This window comes from Acutalibacter sp. LFL-21, from assembly GCF_025630755.1.
Classification (GTDB): domain Bacteria; phylum Bacillota; class Clostridia; order Oscillospirales; family Acutalibacteraceae; genus Acutalibacter; species Acutalibacter stercoravium.
This window is the reverse complement of sequence record NZ_JAOTNT010000003.1, coordinates 69310-85096: the sequence shown is the minus strand read 5'-3', so window position 1 is coordinate 85096 and position 15787 is coordinate 69310. Positions and strand designations below refer to the sequence as shown.

The window sequence follows — 15787 nt, the reverse complement described above, 5'->3', positions numbered from 1 at the left end:
GCCTGTCATAAGAGGACAGCTTTTATGGCAGGCAAACTTACTATGTATCGTAGGAGTGGCTGCTATGGGGATTCGAGTGGGGATTGACTTAGGGACAACTTTCAGCGCGGTGGCCCGCATAGACCCGGGCACGGGGAAGCCGGTGGTCATTAAAAACAGCTTTGGCGCGGCGATCACCCCCTCTGTGCTGTGCTTCCGGCAAGATGGGAGCGTCCTGTTTGGTGAAGACGCAAAGAATATGCAGGCGGTGGGGGACCCCAACGCCGTGGCTTTCTTTAAGCGCAGCATGGGAAAGGACATGTTCTCGGTAGATATTCTGGGAAAGAGCTATGATGCCACGGATTTGTCCGCCATCCTGCTGCGGGAGCTGAAGGACGAGGCGCAGCGCCAGACGGGAGAGTCGATCGAAGGGGCGGTCATCACCGTGCCCGCCTATTTCACCCACAAGGAGCGCTCCGCCACCATCGAGGCGGGAAGGCGGGCCGGCCTGGAGGTAATTGCCATTATTAACGAGCCAACGGCAGCTGCCTTTGCCTATGGGCTGACAGAGCGGGCGGAAGAGCAGACTGTGCTGATCTACGATCTGGGCGGCGGTACGTTTGATGTGACTTTGGCGCGCATCAAACGGAAGGAGATCCGCATTCTGGGCAGCGACGGCAACCATGAACTGGGGGGCAAGGACTGGGATGACTGCATTGCCCGCTATCTGGCCGGCGAATTTTTAGAGAGCTATGGTGTGGATCTGACAGAGGATCCGGAGATGGTGGCTTCGCTGCTGGTGACGGCAGAGAGCGTGAAAAAGCAGCTTACCTCCCGGGATCAGGTCAGCGTCCCCATTGCGTACCAGGGAATCAGGGGAACTGTGGAGATCACCGAGGAGATTTTTGAATCTGTCTCCCAATTCCTGTTGGGCACCACCAAGGACGTGACCCAGCGGTTGCTGGAGTCGGTGGAGATGACTTGGGCCCAGGTGGATGGTGTCATCCTGGTAGGCGGCTCCACCCGCATGCGCATGATCCGGGATTACGTCACCGAAATGTGCGGGAAACCCCCGCTTGGCGGCGTCAATGTGGACGAGGCTGTGGCCTTGGGCGCGGCGATCCGGGCGAACATCACGGAAAAAGGCGAGGCAGTGCCTGCCCTGGGCGGGCTGTTTGGCCGGAGAAAGGGCGGCGGTCTGCTGGTCCAGGGCGCCAAGGCCGTGTTGGATGTGACAGCCCATTCCTTGGGCATGATCTCCATTAGCCCCGACGGGGAGGAGTATATCAACAGCGTCATCATTCGCAAAAACACCCAAATCCCCGCTGCCAACACCAAGCCCTTCCACCTGCGCACACGATCCAAAGGAAATGAGTTGGAGGTCTATGTGCTCCAGGGAGAGTTCCGCCGCCCCCTGGACAACACCATTCTCCACAAGTATGTCATCTCTAAAATCCAGCGCACAGACCCGCCCAACTCTGTCATCGAGGTGACCTACCAGTACACGGCGGACGGAGTGGTGCAGGTTTCTGCGCGGCAGAAGGAAACGGGAAAAACGCTTCCCGTCAAGGTGGAGCCCGTCCCGGAGAATATGAGCTGGACCGACCTCTCCCCCCGGGAGCACCAAGGCGGGGGAAAGGCGCCGGCGGTGGATGTGGTGTTGGCGATTGACCTCTCTGGCAGTATGTGCGGCGACCCCACCCGCAAGGCCATTGCGGCCATGCAGGATTTTGTGGATCAGATGGATGAGGACACCGCACGCATTGGGATTGTCGCCTTTGCCGACCAAGTGCGGGAGGTGCTTCCCCTAACCGGGGATTTCGGCAGGGTGAGGCAGGTTATTTCCGGCCTGGCGGAGGTGGATGTGGGCGTGTGCAACGAGGCGCAGCCCTTTACCGCCGCTTACGGCATGCTGCGGAAAAGGGAAAGCGACGTGCGGTATATTGTGGTGCTTACAGATGGCTGCTGGAGCAACACTTCATACGCGGTGGATGCTGCGGAAAGGTGCCATCGCTCCGAAATGGAAGTGATGGCGCTGGGCTTTGGAAGCGCGGATTATGATTTTCTAAAGAAGATTGCCTCAACAGACGATTTTGCCGCGCTGACGGATCTTTCTCAGCTGGGCAGCACCTTCTCTAAGATCGCCCAAGCCATTGGGGAGGGCTCGGCCGGGCTCAGCGTGCTGTAAGGTTTTGCGATTTTCTCAAAGAACAGGAAGGGTTTCTATGGCTGAAAACTGGTATATCGTTCTGGAGCTGAGCTTTGACCCTCCAGTGGAGGATGAACAGAAGATCGAGGAAAGGCTGATAGAGCGCTCTAAGTTCTGGTCGGCCCATTTCAACGATTTTAAAATAGGGGCCCAGTGCCGGGCCTGGAACCAGGCGATTCCCCAGATCCGCAAGGATATGATCGGCCCAGCCAATATCCGGAAGCAGTTGGCCGCCGAAGCCTGTGACATTGTGTATGGCCCGGTGGACAAGCTGCTTAAGACGATTGGGCGCAAGGGATATATTACCCCCACAGAAGTGGATAAGCTCTCAAAAAATAAAAAACTCTCTCCCGATGTGGTAAAGGGCCGAGCCGCCAAATTGGGGATCCGGCTGGAAGCGGCTGCGGCCGGCAAGGACTATCAGGCTGTTTATGACAAGTATTACAAGACAAAGCCGCCAAAGGCGGCGGTTTTTGATGGGCTGCGGCAGATGCTTGAGACCTTCCACGCAGGGGATTTGTACCAGTTCCTCTACATGGGCACCACGATCAAAGATGCCAACCGCCTCCCCTATGATAAGCTGAAGCAGCGTGCTATTGAGAAGAAAGGGGAGTTTAAAAAGCACGACAGCGTCAGCGGCACGGGCTCTAAGCTGTGTGGCCAGTGCGAGCTGACCTTTGCCGATGAAACCAGCAAGGAGACCTATGACAGATACTTGGAATATACCCAGCGCAAGGCGATTCTCGACCAGGCCAAAAGCGTAGCGGATATCTCCGGTGAGCTTGCCCAGGAGCAGTGCAGGGATTATGTGGGCCAGCTGACCCAAATCTTCCGGGACAGGGTTCAGGCGGAGGAACTGTTTGTGGCTTTCTGCAAGGTGGAAAAACTTGTTTTCTCCCTGGCGGAGGCCAGTTCCGGAAAGAGCGGGAATATCAAGGTGTGCCGGTGCGGCTGCATCAACGATGTTTCCGATGGGAGGAAGGTTTGCAGCAGCTGCGGATTGGAGCTGATGATCAAATGCCCCAAGTGCGGCGCAGAAAACGATGCCAGCATCAACGTGTGCAAATGCGGGTTCCGCTTTGAAAATCTGGACAAGGCCATGGCCCTGTGCGAACAGGCTGAGTATGCCATGCGGACGCTGGATTTTCCCGTGGCAAGGGCCCACCTCTCCGATGCTCACCGGTATTGGCCGGGCAACAGCCGCATTCAGGCTCTGCAAGGCCAGCTGGCAGAATATGAGAAGCGGGTGGGCGGCGAGGTGGCCAAGCTGCGCAGCGCCATGAAGGACCGCCGCTATTGGGAAGCCCAGCGGCAGTACGCCGCCCTTCAAAAGCTTTTCCCTGGATACCAGGACGCCGGGATGGAGGAGGAGATTGCCCAGGCCGTGGAAAAGGCCCAGCTCCTGCTTCAAAAGGCCAAAGCCGCCAAGCTGGAGCGGGATGTCCTGGAGCTTTGCGCCCAGGCATATGAGCTGTGCGTGGATTTGCCCGGTGTGCGGGAACTGATGCCGCCGCCAGCCCCTGCCACAGGCTTTGCCGTGCGGACAGACCCACGGGCAAGGGTCAATATCATTTCTTGGGTGGGCGGCAGCGACAGGTCTGTCAAATATACTGTTGTCCGCAGCGAAAGTGGCTGGGTGCAGCACCTGGCCGACGGCGAGGTGATCTTCCGGGGCAGCGGGGATTCCTATTCGGACAAGGACATTCTGCCCGGCGTTTCCTACTATTACAACGTGTTTGCCGAACGTGCGGGGCTTTTTTCCCAGGGCGCCAAGGGGGACTTCCAGCCGGCTGTCAACCTGTTTGAGGTGAAGAATGTCACCGCGGCGGCTGCGGACGGCACACTGCAGCTCAATTGGGACCTTCTTCCGAAAGGGGCAACTGCCGAAATCAGCCAAATCTCCCCACCTGGCAAAGCGCTTTTAGCCGCCTCTCAGGCAGGCGGCTACCTGGTGTCCGGCCTGCAAAACGGCACGGTCTATCAGTTCCATGTGCGGCTGACTTATGGGGTAAATGGAAAGAAATGCGTGACCCCCGGGGTGGTTGTTTCCGGGGTGCCGGACCGTCCGCCCCAGCCGGTGGATTCCCTCCGGGTGAAGCCCTCTCAGGACGGGAATTTTGAAGCCTACTGGTATCAGGAGGAAGGAATGGAGGTGCGCCTGTACTGTGCCGCTCAAAAGCCGTCCTATGAGCTGGGGGACGTGGTCTCCTTAGAAGCCCTGGAACGGGAAATGCAGCCTCTGCAGCTGCTTCCCCTTTCCCGCCCGTCCCAGCAGAAGCTGAAGGCCGGGGAGCGGGGCGCCTGCTTCCGCCACCAGGGCGGCGGGCTGCTGTATCTTGTGGCGGTAGTGCTCATGTCCGGTTCGGCGGTGTTCGGCTCCCTGGCCCGGGCAAGCCTGGGGGAGACGGTGACCGTACGGGAAGCGCGGCCCATCAATGGGAAGATCCATATTTTTATCGACCCTCCCAAAGATGCCAGTGGGTTTGTGGTGCTCTACCGGTTCGACCAATTTCCCACTGATATCAGCGATGTAAAGACGGTGCGCAAGTATATCCCCATAAAGCAGTATCAGCTCACCAGCTCCCTGGTGTTGGATACGATGGACGAGAGAAAGTACTACCTCTCTGTTTTCGCCGAATTTAAGCGGGATGGGGAAAAGGATTACTCTTTTGGGGCCGATTACCTCTTTGACAACAGCCCCCGCACAAGCATTACCTATTCTATTGCCGTAAGCAGAAAAATCTTCGGAGGCAGCAGCGTGCAGCTGGAGTTTACCGCAGGGGGGCGGGAGTTTGACCTGCCGGACATCGACGTGATGTATGCTGTGGGGAACGCCCCCATGTTCAAGGCTTCCGCCCAGCTGTTCCATGCCATCCCCTCACAGCATGTCAACGACTCCCTGCGGGTTCAGGTCCCCCTTCCCAAGGGCCTTTCCCGGGATACCTATATAAAGGCGTTTTTTAGGGACGAGGCCGAAACAAACCGGGGGCAGCTTCAAATCAAGCTGGGCTCCAGCTATAAAATCAGTTAGGAGGATCACCTATGGGATTTATGAAATCCACCTTTATCTGTCCCTATTGTTTTGAAAAGCACAAGCTCAGCGAGGTGCAGTTCCGCTGCATCAACCGCCGCTGCAACGATGTGGACGACGTGGAAATGACCCGCTATGAGAATGGCAATCTGAAAATGCCCAAGCGGGGCAAGCCGGTGTTCTCTCCGCCAAACGGATACAACGGAACGCCTTCGGCAAAGTGCCCCCAGTGCGGGACAGTTACCTACAAGCGGGTGTGCCCTTCCTGCCACAACGAGTTGCCGGAAAGCACCCTGACCGGGAAGGACATGATTATCTCGGTGGTGGGGTCCCGCGCCACGGGAAAGAGCCATTTTGTCGGCGTTATCATCAAGGAGCTGCGCGACCGCATCGCAGTTAGTTTTGGGGGCTCTCTGGAGGGTTTTGCAGACAGCTACCAAAGATGGCAGACCAACTTTGGCAGCAGCCTTTATGACAACAACGTAAAGCTGGGCCTGACCCAGAGCAGCGTGCAGAATGTGGACAATGGTGCCTACCGCCCACTGATCTTTAAACTGAAGTTAAAGCACAAGGGGCTTTTCAAGGAGGCCATCGAAAGCTTTACATTTGTGTTTTTCGATACGGCCGGCGAGGACTTGAACGATGAGGACACCATGAGCACGGTGAACAAGTATATCTGTAAATCGGCCGGCATTGTCTTTCTGCTGGACCCCATGCAGATTCCGGCGGTGGTCTCTCAGCTGGATGAATCCACGGTGCGAAGGGCGGCTGCCATCGACTGGCACCAGGCGGCCAAGGCCGACGATATTATGACCCGTGTTTCCAACCTGATCCGCCATGACCGCAGCCTGCCCGAGACCGCGAAGATTGACATTCCCGTAGCGGCGGTGTTCTCAAAATTCGACGCGATCCAGGCCCTTGTCCCCCAGGACTGCACCGTGCACAGCCCCAGCCCCCATTGCGCGGAAAAGCGGTTCAATATGGCGGACTGGCACAATGTCAACGCAGAAATCCAGGCCCTGCTCCACGAGTGGGACGCAGATGCCTTTATCTCCCAGCTGGAAACGAACTACAGCGATTTTTCATACTTTGCGGTTTCCGCCTTGGGGCTGCACAATAATCCGGAGGAGAAATCCGGAAAGATCCAGCGGCCCCGCCCCCACCGAATTGAAGACCCGTTTTTGTGGATCTTAAAGGAGAATGGGGTCATTAAGGCCAAGTAATACTGCTAGGACCTCACACATAAGCCCGTCGGAAAAGGGAGGAATTTCTTTATGAAACAGTACAAAGCAGTTGCAGGACCGAAAAATATCAATGTTGGCAAGGGTGATACCCAGAGCGCGTTCAATCTGTTCGCAGACATTATCAACCGGGAGGCCGCCGGCGGCTGGGCCTACCATTCCATGGAGACGATTACCGTTACGGAAAAGCCCGGCTGCTTGCAACAGGCTATCCCCGTGAATTACTACATGCTCATTTTTGAAAAGGACATCTAAAAACACCGTCTGACTGGGCTTATGTGTGGGTTTCTTTTTTTTGAAGGAGGATTTGCTTTTTGAAAGCCATTGAGTTTGGAGAGGAGCGTTTGAGCGATATAGAAGGGCTTGCCCGAGAGCTGTGGCAGGATGAGCGGGATCCCCGCAGCAGCGCCTATGTCCGCGTCTTAGAGCGGCCCCCGGTTCACTGGGGAAGGGTTTTTGCCTGGACAGTTCTGCCCTTTGTTTTTACAGCGGCCCTGCTGGGCCTGGCCTACAGTTTGGGGCTTTCTGAGAAAGCCTGCCTGGTTTTGGGGGCGGTTCTGCTGGCTTTGTATGGCTTGGCCTGCCTAAAACGGGGGATCATCGGGGCAATCCGCATTTACCAGCGCTATGCCCCTGCTTGCCTTCGGAACAAGTGCCGGTTCGAGCCCTCCTGCTCTCAATATATGATTCTCTCCCTGGAAAAATATGGCCTGATAAGAGGCCTGCGAAAGGGAGTGGACCGCCTACGCCGGTGCAATGTCCACGGAGGCGGATTTGACGATCCCTGACCCTATATCAAAACCGGAATGGGGGAAATGCGATGAGCGTTCATCAAATTATCTATACCTCGTGCATGCGGGGCATTGACGGCGTGAATGACGGCCAGCAGGTGTATTCCTATGATGCTGGCTTTCAAGGGGCCGGCAGTGACGAGGTGAAGAGCCTGTTCACCTATCAGCCGCCGGCGCTGGAGCCTGGCGTGGTGATGACAGAAGAGCTGGCCCGTACCATGCCTCGTTCCTTTACCTATCGCAGGCTGGAAAACGGCGCTTGCGCCCTGGCCCTGAACACCTATTTGGGACGGGACTATATGGGTAGTGCCGGGCGGTTTGGAAACCATCTCAGCCATGTGGTGGTGGCTGGCAGGGAGGATATGCTCCACTATCCTTGCGAGTTTTACGGCAGCGGCCTGCTGCGGGACCACATGGAGTATGAGGAGGTAAACAATCCCCAGCGGCCAGAGTATCTGCCTGCCCCGGTACTGGAGCGCGGCTATGCGGTGGACATAGACCGTGTGGTGGAGTTCCTGGGCGTGGAAGGGCGGATGGAGATTCTGAAAAATATGGTGTGCGCAGTGCTTTCCTTTGAGACAGAGAGAAAGCGGCTGCTCATCTGCGATGAGCCGGAGAACATTCTCCTTTGGATTGCCGCCGTGGAGTACACGCTTCCCCTTCCCGCGGCACTGGATTTGAATTTTACCACCTATGCCTTCGACCCCTCCCTTTCCGCCTCGCAGATCTGCGGGGTGGTTCCTCAGGGTACGCGGTTTGGCCCGGAAAGCGCCCGCCAGCACTTTGTGTTTGACCTGTTGGGGGATAGCTGCCCAGAACTTGAGAAGGACGGCCGCTATTATGACTTTTTGGAAACCTCCCTGTCCTTTTCCTACGACAGCCTGGAGGATTTCCACCGCTTTCTGACCGAGGGCTACTCCTACGCCAAAGCAGGAAGCCAGTTGGTAGAGGCCTATTGCCTGTACACCTTGCTTTCCGATGGGCTGACAAGCCTGGCCGGGGAGGAACTAGAAGGAGCTTTGAAATTTGCCGTGGAATATGGGCTGCCCGGCGAAAAGTCCCAGGTGTTGGAAAATATTCTCTCTCAAAGGGAATGTTTGCTGGAGCTGGAGGCGCCCCTGCTGCTAAAGGCGGCCCGCTTTTCCATGAGCCTTTACTCTGTCGTGGACGAGGGGCTTCGCGCCCAAATCCGAGAGCTGCTTGTGGACCGGGTGCTGTGGGATTTTCTGTACAGCCAAGAGGGAGAGGAGGGCTTTTTGGCCTTCTATCAGGCGTTGGACTCCCTTTGCCAGGGGGGAGGGTTCTCCCTGGCTACCCAGCTGATGGAAGAGAGCAACCGGGAAAAGCTGTTCGCCGCTATGAAGGACAGCGGGGCTTTGTGGAAGCTGGCCTTTATCCCCCGGGTTGTCACGGCCTATGTAAAGGATCAGGACCTTTCTGTGGAACAGCTGCTGCCCGACACCCCTCTGGGCCAAACCTACTGCGGTCTGGTGCAGGTGGTGGCTGCCCAAAGCGCCGCGAACGGCCAATACCTTGTCCAGCAGATTCTGGACGGCTTTGCCGGCCAGTGGGATCATCTGGTGAGCATGGCCCTGAATTTGGAAGGGGTCCTGCTGGACCAGCCCGGCGGAGAGCAGGGCGCAGAGGCCATGTGGCGCCACGTGGAGCAGCGAATGGCCGGGGCGCCGGCAGAGGGCCGGAGGCAGGCTATGGCGCTGTTGATGAGGGAGCAGCGGTACGAGATGGTGTTCCAGCTTTACAGCCAAGCTATGGCCCAGGCGCGGGAGCTGGAAGAATGCCAGCGTACTTTCCAGGATCACTACCGGGAATTCGTGGCGCAAGGTTCTGCCTATGCCGCCTATGCCGCCTATGCCGGGCCGGTGATGGAGTGTTACTACGAGCGGCTGCGCCGGTTTGACCGCAAGGCAAGCCGCGCCGCCGCGGTGGAATTGTTTCAGACACTGGCGGACTCTGGGAGCGGGGCGCCCTTTGGGGAGCGGCTGGTACAGGAGCTGGCGTGCGAGATTCCCTTTGCCGGTCCTTCCCGGGAGAACGAGCGCTTTATCCAGACAGCTTACACCTACCTCCACCGGATGGGCAGGCCCATAGAGGGGCGGCTTTCCCTATTGCTGGCGGGAATGGTGCTGGAAGCCTGCGGAAAGCCGGGGCAGATTGGCGAGGCAAAGGATACCCTGTGCCAGATGCTCCAGACCGGCGGGGCAGACCTGGGGGGGCTTTCTCAGAGAGAGGCAGAGGAGTATTTCAGCTGGGTGCTGCCCCGAGGCTGCTCTATGTGCGGGAATGGCCGGGATATACAAGACTTGTTCGGGCTGTTCCGCATGCCTGCGGCGGTGGAGCCCCTGTTCTTTTCCCAGTGCGCCCGGATTTTTTTAAAGCAGGGCCGGAGCGGCCGGGACAGTCGGGATTACCCCATGTTCTGTGTGTTTCTCAGCTTGGTTTTCCAGCGGGGAACCCCTCAGGTGCTGCAAAGCGTGGGCAAGGCAGTGGGCCGGTTGAACAAGCAGAAATTGGCTGAGCTGGATGATTCTGTGCGGACGGTGTATGGCCGGGACAGGGCCTCTATTCGCATGTGGGAGAGGGTGCGGGAAGAGGCGGCTTCTGCCAGCCCCATTCTGGAAAACTTGACCAACCTGTTCAAATGGAGAAAGGACAAGCCTTAGTTTTCCAGGGAAGGGGCGGATGGAAGAGGGGCTGCGCCTGGCCCTGGAAGGAATGAACCTTGTTTGTGCAGGTCTGTCGGAGAGGACGGCGGGGCGGAGCTGTGGCGCAGCCGCTTGCACCGCAGGCAGGGGGTGTTTATGGAAAGAATTCGATATGGGCTGCTCTCCCCAGGGGAGCAACAGGTATACCGGCACTTCCAACAGGTCTTCGCGCGATATGGTGACAGGGTGGAGCTGGGAGAAGAGGGCCGCGGGGTGGACGCGATGAAGGTGGCACAGGCTGTTTTGGGCGATACCCCCCATATCGCTTATTTTGATAAAACCCAGCTGCGGGTGACATCCACCTTTCTGGGAGGGCAGGAAATCCGCCTGTGCGGAGCGGTGCCTCCCCAACGTGCAATGCGGATGGCCCAAGAGCTGGAGGGCCGGGTGAGGGCTGCCTTGGGGCGGATTGACCGGTGGAACCCCCTGACAGATTACGACAGGCTTCTGTGTATCTACGAATACATGCAGGACACTATGGCCTACGATCTGCGGGAACTGCAGGCTTGCCGCCGCTTGGGAAGAGGTCCCAGCCCCATGGCCCACACTGCCTATGGGACGTTGGTCCAGGGAAAGGGCGTGTGCGATGGGATCGCCGCTGCGTTCTGCCTGCTGGCCCAGCGCATGGGCTTCCCTTGCACGGTGGTGGGAGGGAGGGCCACTTTTGCGGCGGAGGGATATGGTAATCACGCCTGGAACATCATCCGCCTGCGAAGCGGCTATTACCATGTGGACCCCACCTGGGATCTGAACAAGAAAGAAAAAAGCGGCGAGTATTCCTATGAATACTTTTGTGTGGACGATGACACCGTCAGCGGGGATCATCTTTGGGACCCGGCGGAGGCGCCCCTCTGTCCCCGGGGAGATATGTCATACTATTGGCGGAGCCGCTGCTACGCCAATAACCTGACCCAGCTGGAGGAGCTCTTTACCCGCATTGCCCGAAGCAGGCAGCGGGTTGTGCGGGCCAGGCTGGCCCCGGGAATCCCTGTCCCTGAACCGGCAGAGCAGTATTTAGGGCAGATGCTTTCCCGTTCCGCTGCCGCTGCAGGCCGCCGGGGGGCGGTCCGCTTCCGATGGAATGGGAGCACCCGCTGCTTTTTTGGGAAATTGGAAGAGGTGTAGAAAACAATGAGTAAGAAAAATGCGCAGCCTGCAAAAAAGAGCTATTTTTTTGGCCAGGGATACAAGGACATTGGGGACGCCATACGCCTTTCCTGGCGGAAAAATGCATCTACGGCGAAAAAATATTATGACTCTTTTACTGAGAAGGGCCTGATGTCCTTCAAGGGGATATTCAAGCTGTTCTGCGCCCTTTCGGTGGTCTCTTTCGGCACGGTGTTTTTCGCCCTCATCAGCCTGGTGATGGTCGCTGTGGTCAGTTTGTTCTTTGTGCTGGTATACATTGGGTTTTCTGCGGTATGGCTGTTCGATAGGCTCTATCTCATGCGGAAAAAGATCTTTACAGCTTGCAACGAGTGCAAGAGCAAGTTTCTTATTCCCACCTACTTGTGCCCGGACTGCGGGGCCCAGCACACCAACCTGACCCCGGGCATGTATGGGATTCTGCGGCGCACCTGTTCCTGCGGCCGCAAGCTGCCCACGGCCTTTTTCAACGGGCGGAAAAAGCTGCAGGCAATCTGCCCCAACTGTTTGCAGCGGGGCCGCACCACCTACCTGAACGACCGTGAGAGCCGGCCCCTGTGCATCCCTGTGGTGGGGGGACGCTCGGTGGGAAAGACGGCCTATATCACCGCCTTTGCCAAGCGCTTTATTGAGTTTGTGGCGCCGCAGAAAGGGCTGGAAATTGAGTTTTATAACCAAGCCAAGGAGGATATCTATGGGGAAATCAAGGCGGACTTTGCCCATGGCAGTACACGCATGACCGCCCGCCCGCAAGATCTTTCCCAGACCAGCTCTGTTTCCCTGAGCTTCTTTATCAAGCATAAATCACTGCAGCCCGAGCGGCTGGTGCATATCTATGATATCGCCGGAGAGGTGTTCACGAACAACGATGAAAATGAGGTGCAGCAGCAGTACGAATACTGCCAGGGGATTATTTTTATGATTGACCCCTTTGCCATCCCCACGGTGCGGGCCCAGTATGAATCCCAGCTGACCCCAGAGGACCGGGCGGGAATCGGCAAGGCCGATATCAACGGTGTAATCAATGTTTTCCTCAATAAGCTGCGGGAGGTCACAGGCCTCTCTGACCAGAAAATGGCCAAGGTGCCCTTGGCGGTGGTTATCGGAAAGACGGATTCCGCAAACCTTGCGGAGAACTTTTCAGAGGAAAAGGTGGAGGAGCTGCAAATGCTCTATCCCCAGGCCCAGCTCAACGCGAACGACGCCGTGGATTACCTCTGCCGGAAATTCCTGCGGGAAAACGAGATGGGCGGTTTTGTAAACGCCATTGAGATGAAGTTTTCGGAAAACCGGTTTTTTGCCGCAAGCGCCATCGGTCACACCCGGAACGCCGGGCCCTACAATCCCAAGGGGGTGCTGGAGCCTGTGGAGTGGATTTGTTCCCTGGCGGACAAACGGCTGGCTTCGCTGTGGGTTTCGGGGCAATATGGCAAAACACCGGTTGATGAGAGAGCGCTGGCCGGAAAGGAGGCGCAGGCATGATTGAAACAATTATTATGATTGTGCTGTTTGTCGTGGTGGCGGGCCTTATTATGGTTGGTACCCACGTCTTGTACGATCTTGCCTCAGCGGTCATCCCCCTGGCTGCTGTGCTGATGGTGGCAGTGGGGATTTTAGTGGGGTTCTTCGTGGCGGTGCGCAACACGTTTTCCGTGTATAAGGCGGTGTATGGGAGGAGGAAAAAGAAATGATGGAGTCCATCCTTTCGCGGCTGCAAGGGCTGCTGGAACAGCTGGAGGCCCTTGCCCGCAATTATCTTTTGGGGCACGCTTACTTCATCACCGGGGAATACTATGAGCGGCTGTTCACCACATATTTTTCGGTTACAGGGTTTCTGGTGGGCCTTGCGTTCCTGGCAATTGTATTCTTTGCCACCGGCAAGGAAGGGGACAAGCGCACGGGCTTTTTCAAGGTGGTGCCCTTTGTGGCGGTAATCAACAGCTGCGGCATTTTGATGGACTTCCTCAACGGGGTCTTTCATCAAAGCGTCACATACTCGCGCTATCAGCTGCTGTTCCCCGCGCCGGATAACATTATCTCTGGTTTTTTGCTCACGCTGGTGATCTGCTCCTGCTACCGGGGAACGCCGGGCTACGCCTTCTTGTTTGGCCTGGCCACGCACGGCGCCCTTTCCTTCCTGAATTACATGGTACTGCCCCACATGGGCCGCCTCTCTCTAATTTTACTGGGCATGCGGGTGCTGCTGGCGGCGGTTGTCTGCGCTGTAATCAGCGGGCGGAAGTACTTCTACACCGGATGGATTTGGTACTTCGGCTTCCACATGTTCCTGCGGGTGGCCGTGTATTTGGTGCCCCTGGCACAGATGATGGTTTATGGCACCCCGCTCAAGGAGCTTCCCTACACAGTGGAGGGCGTTCTGGGCTACCTGTCGCAGTTTGCCATGGATGGGGTCATCTTCCTGGCAGTGCTGGGCTTTGCCATTGTGTTTGAAAAGGCGGTCCTTACCGTGAAAGAGGAGAAAGCCCAGCCCGCTTAATCCACTGCGGGAAGGGGCAGAAGGGGAGGCGCTGGAAAAAAATATTTTTCCAGCGCCTTGTTGGCAACCCCTGAAACTGTGCGCTATTCCGCATAATAAATAAAAAATCAAATATTGGTGAAGAATGAACTGTGAAATTATCTCGCCGCGGCGAAAAACCGCCGGAGAAGCCTATCCCGGGGCGAAATGGCGCAGGGGCTTTGCCCCCGGGGCGGGAGGGTTCTGGATAAGCCGCAGGAGAGCTTTCACAAACAGGGGGAGGCCCGCAGATTTTGCTGCGGGCCTCCCCCCATTTTAGGGGGGAAAATGGGTAATAGCGCAATGATTTTTTCTCTGCTATACTTTACCTGAAAGATGGAGCCGTGGCGTTTCCCTGCCCAAAACGCGCCGTAAAGCCGGACGCGGCGGGAAGGGCCAGCCGATGCGCAAAGGAGGCGATGAAATGGCAGCGGCCAAAAGAATTTGGCGGTATAACATCGAGGGCGCCTTGATTGATGTACCCCAAACCTATGACCAGAGGTGCAGAGTCTATCTGGACGCGTTCCCGGATTTGATTGAAAAGCCGGTTTACACCCCGGCGGGAGAACGGGTGCTACTGACCATTGAGGACGCCTGCCCCCATGCGGATTTGCAGCCGGATGGAATGGAGGACTGCGGCTCTTGCAACTATTACCGCCAGACCCCCGGCACGCTGTTGGGTGTGTGTGGCCACCCGGCCCTGCGAAGGGTACTTCCAGAAAAGTCTGCAAATAAAAAATCAATAGGAAAATGAGAAAAATTTGCAGGCACAGGAGAAGGCGAAAAAAGGGTATGAGAAAAGAACCGCCGCGCAAGCGCCGGTCAAATTGAAAGAGAATGAAAGTGGTCAATCAGCGTTTTCCAGAGAAGCCAAATGCTCCTTTACCCGGCCGTAGTAGATGCGCAGAAACTTGTTGGCCCCGGCTGTCATATAGACCAGGTACGGCTTGCCTTCTGAGCGTTTCTTGTCCATGAAGCGGTACACCGGGTCGTCTTCCGGTTGTGTTTTCAGCAGGCAGTCCATAACCAAGAACAGGGCGCGGCGTAGCTCCGGCGGCCCGCTTTTGGAAGTGTGGTTGCTTTTGGCCTCGTGGGCGCCGGACTGGTCAGCGCCCGGGTCAACACCGGCAAAGGCGGTAATGGCTCCCCGGTGTGTGAACCTGGTCACATCCCCAATCTCCGCCATGAGTTGGGGGCCGAGAGAATCGCCTACGCCGCGCATAGCCATAACAACGGGATATTCCGGGAGCTGGGCGGCCAGAGTACGCATTTCAGCCTTGAGCTGCTCCAGAGATTTGGAAACGGCGTTCAGCGCGTCAATGGCCTGTCGGATTATGGTTTTGGTCAAGGCGTCTTTTGGGAGCATGGCGATGAGATCCTGGGCGTCCGTGTAGATCTCCACGGCCCGGCTCTGGCTGAAGTTGTAGCCGTGGCGTTTACACCACTTGCGGTAGCGCTCGGAAAAGGCAGTGAGGCTCATAGCCCGCACACAGTCCACGTGCCAAAAGGCCATGGCAAAGTCCACCCATTTCTGGCTGCCATCCTCTCGGACAGGGCTGTCAAACAGGGCGTTAACACCGGGATAGGTCTGATCCAGGAGGGCGATGAGGTTGTTTTTCATCATCGTCTTGGTTTTGGAGTACAGACCTTGCTGCCGGTTCAGCGTTTTCAGCTGCATACGAATCGTGTCCATGGGTGTATGTTGGCGCAATTCCACCCAGTTGTCAAGCCCATAGCGGGCAATCTTCCTGGCGTCTGCCTTGTCTGTTTTCACTTTTCGCAGGGTGTTGTTTCCGTAGTCTTTAATGAGCTTAGGATTGACCGCGCTAACAAAGATGCCCTCCTCATGGAGAAAGCGGGCCACCGGCTCATAGTAGCGCCCGGTGTGCTCCATGACTACCCGCGTCTCACCGTCCAGGCTTTTCAAGTAGTCTGCCAGCTCCTTGAGTTCACTGCCGGTGTGACCAACAGAAAACGGCTTTGCCACCACTTCCCCAAAGGGACGGAGAACAGATACTACACTCTTGCCTTTGGAAACATCGATCCCTGCCACATTGTTCATGCGAATCGCTCCTCGCTCCTCATCGTGGATTTGTCTTTGGCGACCAGCCTTTTCCATCATTGCCGGTACAATCTATTTGATGACACGGGC

General features: G+C 57.0%; 12 protein-coding genes. 11 read left to right on the top strand and 1 reads right to left on the bottom strand.

Translation table 11 applies throughout. The features are described 5' to 3' along the window. The first annotated feature begins 64 nt into the window (after positions 1 to 64). From ODJ80_RS04345 to ODJ80_RS04295, 11 genes are all read left to right on the top strand, one after another. A complete protein-coding gene (locus ODJ80_RS04345; protein WP_263041076.1) occupies positions 65 to 2167 on the top strand; it encodes an Hsp70 family protein in 2103 nt (700 codons plus the stop codon). Between the two features lie 37 nt (positions 2168 to 2204). Beyond that, positions 2205 to 5219, top strand: coding sequence for a zinc ribbon domain-containing protein (locus ODJ80_RS04340; protein WP_263041075.1), 3015 nt, complete (start codon positions 2205 to 2207; stop codon positions 5217 to 5219). An 11-nt stretch (positions 5220 to 5230) separates the two neighbouring features. Beyond that, positions 5231 to 6442, top strand: a complete 1212-nt coding sequence (locus ODJ80_RS04335; RefSeq protein WP_178862804.1) for a hypothetical protein — start codon at positions 5231 to 5233, stop codon at positions 6440 to 6442. A gap of 51 nt (positions 6443 to 6493) precedes the next feature. Further along, the gene (locus ODJ80_RS04330; RefSeq protein ID WP_263041074.1) at positions 6494 to 6715 is read left to right on the top strand and encodes a DUF4177 domain-containing protein; all 222 of its coding nucleotides are present in this window, start codon (positions 6494 to 6496) and stop codon (positions 6713 to 6715) included. 59 nt (positions 6716 to 6774) lie between these two features. After that, on the top strand, positions 6775 to 7248 hold the full coding sequence (yidD, locus tag ODJ80_RS04325) for a membrane protein insertion efficiency factor YidD (RefSeq protein WP_263041073.1): 474 nt from the start codon (positions 6775 to 6777) through the stop codon (positions 7246 to 7248). A 32-nt stretch (positions 7249 to 7280) separates the two neighbouring features. Next, on the top strand, positions 7281 to 9932 hold the full coding sequence (locus ODJ80_RS04320) for a GAP1-N2 domain-containing protein (RefSeq protein ID WP_263041072.1): 2652 nt from the start codon (positions 7281 to 7283) through the stop codon (positions 9930 to 9932). 138 nt (positions 9933 to 10070) lie between these two features. Further along, positions 10071 to 11099, top strand: a complete 1029-nt coding sequence (locus tag ODJ80_RS04315) for a transglutaminase domain-containing protein (protein WP_263041071.1) — start codon at positions 10071 to 10073, stop codon at positions 11097 to 11099. 6 nt (positions 11100 to 11105) lie between these two features. Further along, complete coding sequence (locus ODJ80_RS04310) at positions 11106 to 12602, top strand: TRAFAC clade GTPase domain-containing protein (RefSeq protein ID WP_178862812.1); 1497 nt, start codon at positions 11106 to 11108, stop codon at positions 12600 to 12602. Next, the gene (locus ODJ80_RS04305) at positions 12599 to 12811 is read left to right on the top strand and encodes a hypothetical protein (protein ID WP_178862814.1); all 213 of its coding nucleotides are present in this window, start codon (positions 12599 to 12601) and stop codon (positions 12809 to 12811) included. The genes ODJ80_RS04310 and ODJ80_RS04305 overlap by 4 nt, the downstream gene beginning before the upstream one ends. Next, entirely contained in the window at positions 12808 to 13617 is an 810-nt protein-coding gene (locus tag ODJ80_RS04300) for a hypothetical protein (RefSeq protein WP_263041070.1), read from the top strand. The genes ODJ80_RS04305 and ODJ80_RS04300 overlap by 4 nt, the downstream gene beginning before the upstream one ends. 421 nt (positions 13618 to 14038) lie before the next feature. Next, positions 14039 to 14389, top strand: coding sequence for a hypothetical protein (locus ODJ80_RS04295; protein WP_263041069.1), 351 nt, complete (start codon positions 14039 to 14041; stop codon positions 14387 to 14389). 93 nt (positions 14390 to 14482) lie between these two features. Here ODJ80_RS04295 and ODJ80_RS04290 read toward each other — a convergent pair whose 3' ends face one another. Then, positions 14483 to 15697, bottom strand: a complete 1215-nt coding sequence (locus ODJ80_RS04290; RefSeq protein WP_263041068.1) for an IS110 family transposase — start codon at positions 15695 to 15697, stop codon at positions 14483 to 14485. Between the last annotated feature and the right edge of the window lie 90 nt (positions 15698 to 15787).

Bases quoted from the DNA above. Each gene is read 5' to 3' on its own strand.
- ODJ80_RS04345 (WP_263041076.1), top strand. From the start codon at position 65: ATGGGGATTCGAGTGGGGATTGACTTAGGGACAACTTTCAGCGCGGTG.
- ODJ80_RS04340 (WP_263041075.1), top strand. From the start codon at position 2,205: ATGGCTGAAAACTGGTATATCGTTCTGGAGCTGAGCTTTGACCCTCCA.
- ODJ80_RS04335 (WP_178862804.1), top strand. From the start codon at position 5,231: ATGGGATTTATGAAATCCACCTTTATCTGTCCCTATTGTTTTGAAAAG.
- ODJ80_RS04330 (WP_263041074.1), top strand. From the start codon at position 6,494: ATGAAACAGTACAAAGCAGTTGCAGGACCGAAAAATATCAATGTTGGC.
- ODJ80_RS04320 (WP_263041072.1), top strand. From the start codon at position 7,281: ATGAGCGTTCATCAAATTATCTATACCTCGTGCATGCGGGGCATTGAC.
- ODJ80_RS04315 (WP_263041071.1), top strand. From the start codon at position 10,071: ATGGAAAGAATTCGATATGGGCTGCTCTCCCCAGGGGAGCAACAGGTA.
- ODJ80_RS04310 (WP_178862812.1), top strand. From the start codon at position 11,106: ATGAGTAAGAAAAATGCGCAGCCTGCAAAAAAGAGCTATTTTTTTGGC.
- ODJ80_RS04305 (WP_178862814.1), top strand. From the start codon at position 12,599: ATGATTGAAACAATTATTATGATTGTGCTGTTTGTCGTGGTGGCGGGC.
- ODJ80_RS04300 (WP_263041070.1), top strand. From the start codon at position 12,808: ATGATGGAGTCCATCCTTTCGCGGCTGCAAGGGCTGCTGGAACAGCTG.
- ODJ80_RS04295 (WP_263041069.1), top strand. From the start codon at position 14,039: ATGCGCAAAGGAGGCGATGAAATGGCAGCGGCCAAAAGAATTTGGCGG.
- ODJ80_RS04290 (WP_263041068.1), bottom strand. From the start codon at position 15,697: ATGAACAATGTGGCAGGGATCGATGTTTCCAAAGGCAAGAGTGTAGTA.